Genomic DNA, 4,892 nt, shown 5'->3' with positions numbered 1-4,892 from the left:
GGTCATGGATGGGCTGATGTTGCGGCTCGGGCGTTACATCTCGATTCCGGACATCGAGGCGCAACTCGCGCCGAACAATTACATGTATACGCACTCGATGACCTACACCTTCGACAATTACACCAATACCGGACTTGAAGCGACATTGGCCGTGAACAAGAACTGGATACTCCAGGGCAGCGTCACGGTCGGAACCGAGGCGCTGCCCTGGCATCTCGGGCAGAAAATCGCCAATCTGGCTCCGAACATGCTGTATCCCGGGGCCACCATGCCGAAAGATCCGGGTGCGACGCCGAGCCTAACGCTCGGTGCTCGCTGGACCAGCGACAGCGGCAAGGATGATATCAACATCGTCGCGGACGGCATCAATGGGGGCAATTGGGGCTACAACAATTTGCAATGGTACGGACTGACATATTATCACAAGTTCGATGACCAGTGGCACATCTCGACCGAATTCTACAATGAGCATCAGTATAACGTGCTCAACGCGCTCAATCCGTCCGCTGTTGCCGCGTTCAATGCAGGCGGCACGCCGTTCTCGCCGCAATACATGCCGTTCAACGCCCCGGATCTCGCCCAGTGCGGCAACACCGCGTTGTTCTCGTGCACGGCAAATGTTTATACGGCCTTGATGTATCTGAACTACAAGCCGAACCCGCTTAACAACATCTCTTATCGGCTGGAAGTGTTCGACGATGCGGAGGGGCAGCGCACCGGCACCAAGTCGACCTATATCGAGTCCGGTATCGGCTGGCAGCACTGGTTCTCGCCGCAGATCGAAATACGTCCTGAGGTGTCCTTCTATAAGTCGCTTAATGGCAATGCATTCAACGGCAATGCCAACCTCGGTATTGCGCCTACCAAAAGTACGGCGCTGATCGGGGCGGCGGACATCATCATTCACTTCTGACGCGCGAAGGGATCGCGGCGGCCGAAGTCGCCAGGCATTTAATCGGACCAATTCGACAGGGGATAACAATGAAGCGTATTCTTCTCACCACCGTCTCGCTCGGTGTGCTGGCGCTGGGGTCGCCCGCGCTCGGCGCCGACCTTCCAATGTATTCGAAGGCGCCGGCCACGCCCCCGGTCTATGACTGGTCCGGCTTCTACGTCGGCGTGTTCGGGGGGGGCGGCTGGGGCAACCACAATGTCAACGATGCCAATGGTCCGAACACGGGGTTCGCCAATTACACGGCCAATTATTCTTCGCAGGGCGGCTTGGGCGGCGGCGAGGCCGGCTACAACTTTCGAGTCGGGAGCGGCATCGTGGTCGGAATCGAAGCCACCGGGTTCTGGTCCGACATCAAGGGCAGCGACGCGGCTGCCCAAACCCAGGGTCAATTTCTTCCAATCACCTCGGTCGACGCGGACAATCTTCGCTGGGGTGGCACGCTTCGGGCGCGAGGTGGTATCACCGTCGACCGTTTGATGCTGTTCTTTACCGGTGGCTGGGCATTTGCCGATATCCAGCATACCAACTCCGATCCGGTCGTCGGGGTCGATCAGTTCACGGTTCACGCCAACGGCCTGGTGGCCGGCGGCGGTCTCGGCTATGCGCTAACCAACAACCTGATCGGTAAGGTCGAATACAGCTACTACAATTTCGGCTCCTACAACCGCGCCGCGGTGGGAACGACGGGTCTCACGACGAACGGACAGCTGCCCTATACCACCAATACGCAGTACTCGATCCTCACGGTCGGCCTGGACTACAAATTTGGCGGAGGCCCTGTCCTTGCCAAGTACTGACTGAATGAGTGCCGAAAGTATCGAACAGGCGCCGGAGTGCGCAATGGCATCTGCACGGGTTGACTGCGTCGCGGACTTGTCACGTAGCCGGCGGGAAGGAGTGGCGATGGTCGCTGCCACATTGAAACGAAAGATCGTGTTCTTGGCTGCCACCGTGGGTCTATGCGCCGCGCTCGCCGGTTGCGCCGCCGATATCGGCGCACCGCCGGCGTCGAACGAAACTTCTCCGCCGCTGCGCTACTATGGAGGTCCGAAATCACCGATGTGGCCAAGCCAGTAGGGAGGCGGCCGGGAGTGCGCCCCGAGTTCGAGCGGAGCGGGCCCCGCTTGATCGTCCGATTTGCCATCTGTCTGCGGCGATCATCAGCATGATGACGCCGGAGGCGGTCGCGGTGATGCATTCAGGGCGGCAGTTCACACAGCGGGGGCTCACTCTCAGGTCGCGAAAATGCACGTTCGAGTTGTTTGTCCGAGCACCATGCGCCATTGCGGCGGTCGGAAATCTCCACCAAGGCCGGAAGCAAGCTCTGTCGAGCCGGCCTGGGACGCCGCGCTTCCGGATGCCGTCACTGCCGGTAACGTCCGAATTGGTGAACATTGAGGGCCGAAACGCCAATGTGGCGCGAAGTCGATTGGCGCGGCGGGCGCGACCTGCAATATCGATCCCGCTTGCAACAGGAATGATTCGCCGCATCGAGCAGGCGGATCTTGCCCGTGTGTTGCGTCCTTGCCACCGCGCCGGTGTTGATCGACATCGCAAACTACGCGTGCCCCGGCTTGAAGAACATCTGGCGCAAATGTGCAAGAATAGCACCCGCGCGGGCGTTTGAACGGCGATCTGTAAGGTGAGCGTAAGGGCGCTGGATTAGGATCGATCAGTTTGTCGGGGCCCATGGCTTCTAGGTTGAATTTCGGTTGACTGCCAACGAGTGCTGGAGGCAAATCGAGGTGAGTGTTTTCGGAAAGCTGTCGAGGCGTTCGCTGTGGGCGATGGTCGCTTTCATCGTGATCGCCGGAGCAGTGCTGATCTGGGGCCGGGGTTTCGTGGGCCTCCGCGACGGTCAGGCGAGCAGGCCGGAACCGGTTGCGTCAGCCAGTGAGGATCGACCCGGATCGAGCAATGCGGACGATGCGTCGGTCGACCTGTCCGAAAAGCAGGCGGCCGCGCTCAAGATCGGTCCCGTCGCGACGCACGAATTCGCGGTTCTGAAGACAGCCGTCGGCACCATCGATTTCAACGAGAACCTGTTGGTCCAGGTGTTCTCGCAATATCCGGGAAAGATCCTGAAGGCATTTTACAACGTCGGGGATGACGTCAAGCAGGGCGACATTCTCTTTACGATCGACAGCCCGGATCTGTTGCAGGCGGAATCGAACCTGCTGGCGGCGGCCGGCGTGCTCGAACTGCAGAAACGAACGCTGGTGCGCGTCACGACGCTGTTGAAGGCCGGCGGCATGGCGCAGAAGGACGTCGATCAGACGACGTCGGATCAGCAGACCGCGGAGGGCAATTTCAAGGCGGCCAAGGATGCGGTGCGCATCTTCGGCAAGGCCGACGCCGACATCGAGCAGGTCCTCGTCGACCGCAAGGTCGATTCGACACTGGTCGTGCCGAGTCCGATCTCGGGAAGGATCGTCACGCGCAATGCGGCGCCGGGATTTCTGACGCAGCCCGGTACGGCGCCCGCGCCTTTCTCGGTGGCGGATTTGTCGACGATGTGGATGATCGCCAACGTCGTGGAAAGCGATGCCCCCGCCTACAAGCTCGGTCAGGCGGTGGAGGTGACGGTGCCGGCCTATCCCGACAGGATCTTCAAGGGGCATGTCACGAACCTCGGATCGATGATCGATCCGAATTCCCACCGCCAGTATGTCCGCTCCGAAATCGAGGATCCGGAGCACCTTCTTCGTTCCGGAATGTACGCAAGCTTCGTGATCCATGTCGGCGATCCCGCCAGTTCACTGGCGGTGCCGGCGGACGGCGTCGTCAGGGAGGGCGATGGCACGATGTCGGTCTGGGTGACCGGCGACAGCCGCCACTTCGTCAAGCGCACCGTCAGCGTGGGCCTGCGGCAGGATGGTTGGGTTCAGATCCTGGAGGGGCTGCAGCCCGGAGAAACGGTGGTTACCGACGGCGCGGTGTTTCTGAGCAACAAGCTTCTGCTCGGCGATGCCGGATAGCGGACCCGGTTCGTTGGACCAGCGGCCACACGAGGACGGCGGGGGCACTTGATCAAATCTCTTCTCCAGTTCGGCCTGACGCGCAGTGCGATCATCGTGCTGGGCCTCCTGGTGTTCTGCGCCGCCGGGCTCGTCGCGTTTTTGCGCCTGAACATCGAGGCCTATCCCAATCCGGCTCCCGTCATTCTCGAGATCACGGCGCAGGCCGCGGGCCTCTCTGCGGAGGAGATGGAGAAATACTACACTATTCCGATGGAGGTCGGGCTTTATCCCACACCCGGTGTCGCCAATATCCGCTCGACGTCGTTCTACGGGCTGTCGTTCGTGCGTGTGACCTTCGCTTACGGCGTCGATTATTACTTTGCGCTGACGCAGGCGTCGATCAGCCTGCAGCAGAACGTCAACCTGCCGGGCAACCAGGTCGCCCAGATCCAGCAATCCAGCCTGGTCGGCGAGATCTACCGTTATCAGATGGTGGGTCCGCCGCATTTCGGGTTGACCAATCTGCGCACGTTGCAGGACTACGTGGTGACGCGCCGTCTGTTGACCATTCCGGGCGTGGTCCAGATCAATTCCTGGGGCGGCACCACCAAGCAATTCAACGTCGATGCCGACCTGGAAAAGCTGGAGGCCTATAACGTTACCGTTCCCCAGCTGATCACGGCGCTCGGCAACGCCAACATCAACGTCGGCGGCCGCGAGATCACCATCGGCCAGCAGTCCGTCAACATCCGCGGCATCGGATTGGTCGATAGTGGCGGCGCCGACGACGTCACCATGGGCTACAAGGTCGGGGATATCGAGAACGTCGTTCTGAGCCAGTCCAGCGGACTTCCCATCCAGGTCAAGGATGTCGCGCATGTATCGGTCGGGTACGTGCCGCGCCTGGGCATCGCCGGCCGGGATCACGATGACGATGTGGCCGCCGCCATCGTGGTCATGGGGCGGACCCAGCACAC

At 60.9% G+C, this 4,892-nt stretch carries 4 protein-coding genes; all 4 read left to right on the top strand.

Going from position 1 to position 4,892, the window contains the following annotated elements:
- A partial coding sequence (locus tag WCB02_RS37500; protein ID WP_423966967.1) for an outer membrane beta-barrel protein occupies positions 1-913 on the top strand: 913 nt, incomplete at its 5' end.
- 68 nt (positions 914-981) lie between these two features.
- Complete coding sequence (locus tag WCB02_RS37495; protein WP_423966965.1) at positions 982-1,752, top strand: outer membrane protein; 771 nt, start codon at positions 982-984, stop codon at positions 1,750-1,752.
- Positions 1,753-2,700: 948 nt separating this feature from the next.
- Positions 2,701-3,933, top strand: a complete 1,233-nt coding sequence (locus tag WCB02_RS37490; protein ID WP_423966962.1) for an efflux RND transporter periplasmic adaptor subunit — start codon at positions 2,701-2,703, stop codon at positions 3,931-3,933.
- Positions 3,934-3,981: 48 nt separating this feature from the next.
- On the top strand, positions 3,982-4,892 hold a 911-nt coding region (locus tag WCB02_RS37485), incomplete at its 3' end, for an efflux RND transporter permease subunit (protein ID WP_423966959.1).

The organism is Bradyrhizobium sp., assembly GCF_049581145.1.
Taxonomy (GTDB): Bacteria; Pseudomonadota; Alphaproteobacteria; order Rhizobiales; family Xanthobacteraceae; genus Bradyrhizobium.
Note: the sequence above shows the minus strand (reverse complement) of the source record. Positions and strands in the feature narration are given on the sequence as shown.

Bases quoted from the DNA above. Each gene is read 5' to 3' on its own strand.
- WCB02_RS37495 (WP_423966965.1), top strand. From the start codon at position 982: ATGAAGCGTATTCTTCTCACCACCGTCTCGCTCGGTGTGCTGGCGCTG.